Origin of the sequence: Secundilactobacillus collinoides DSM 20515 = JCM 1123 (genome assembly GCF_001435975.1) — a bacterium.
GTDB lineage: Bacteria > Bacillota > Bacilli > Lactobacillales > Lactobacillaceae > Secundilactobacillus > Secundilactobacillus collinoides.
Genome location: NZ_AYYR01000092.1, coordinates 1 through 1,171 on the forward strand (window position 1 = coordinate 1; position 1,171 = coordinate 1,171).

Here is a 1,171-nt window from a genome sequence, read left to right on the forward strand (position 1 = left end):
CCCGGAATGTCAACTCAAGTGCAACAACCATGGAGCCAGGCCGTGAGCTAGCTTGCTAGCGCGGCCTCAATAAGCTCGGCGGCGTTAGCGTAGCCGAGTGTCCTGCGATGCTTTTGATTCAGCGCATCTTGAACCTTTGCGATATCATCTTCAGAGAAGCCATGTAGTGATAGGCCTTTAGGGATGTACTCTCGGATCAGGCCATTCTGGTTTTCATTACTGCCACGTTCCCAAGGCGAGTACGGGTGCGCAAAGTAGATCTGAGCTCCTTGAACCTGGTCCAACAGTTTGAACTCAGAGCCGTTATCGAAAGTGATGGTCTTAAAGTAGCCAGGATGCTGGTCAATGGTGGCTTGAAGCTCTTTTAAGCAGGTGTCTGCGTGGTAGTTGGGAATCTTGACGATGATCTCATAGCGGACTCGCCGTTCGGTCAGGGTCATCAGTGCTGGTTCACTGGCTTGACGCTTGCCTTTAACCAGGTCACCTTCCCAATCACCAAAGCGTTCACGGTTATTAATAGTGTCTGGTCGTTCATCAATCGAAGTACCAGCCAGACGCTTATTTTTACGCGAGTGGTTGTGACGATTGGACTTTACATGGCGCCGCAGCTTGGCTGGCAGGTCGATATTCTTAATGTCTAAGCGGCCTTGATCAATATACCGATAAACGGTCGGCGTTGAAGGGCACGGCTGGTCAGGATGAGTCTGCTTAAAGGCGTGCACGAAACCATCAACACTATCAATCCGTGGTCGCCGTTTAAGCGCTGTTTTAAGCATCTTAAAGAACAGCCAGCAGACCTTTTCTAGTCCGCCAAAACGGCAGTTCTGACGCGCTTTATCATGAATAAGCTGGCTCGTGTCCGCAAAGTATTTGGTGAAGAAGAGATAGTCAGAATTACGTTGTCGAATGGTGCCACGCTTAATTTCACGCGAGATCGTGCTGCGACTGCGATTGGTCAGGCGCGCAATATCAGCCTGAGATTTCCCAGCATTCAAGTACGCTTCAATTTCACCTCTTTCTTCCGGGGTAAGTTGTTGATAATGCTTGGTAGTGCTATGCTTGGATTGGGTCATGGAGATGTCCTTTCTTTAGAGTTTCAGCACTTTAAGTTTAGGTCTCCATGGCCTATTTGTATAATTTGAACTTGTTGCACTTAGATTTTAAATCCGGG

General features: G+C 48.6%; 1 protein-coding gene. It reads right to left on the reverse strand.

The features are described 5' to 3' along the window. Positions 1 to 47 precede the first annotated feature (47 nt). Positions 48 to 1,073, reverse strand: a complete 1,026-nt coding sequence (locus tag FC82_RS13340; protein WP_046949115.1) for an IS30 family transposase — start codon at positions 1,071 to 1,073, stop codon at positions 48 to 50. Positions 1,074 to 1,171: the final 98 nt, after the last annotated feature.

Excerpts from the sequence above, each read along its gene's own strand:
- FC82_RS13340 (WP_046949115.1), bottom strand. The coding sequence starts at position 1,073 with ATGACCCAATCCAAGCATAGCACTACCAAGCATTATCAACAACTTACC.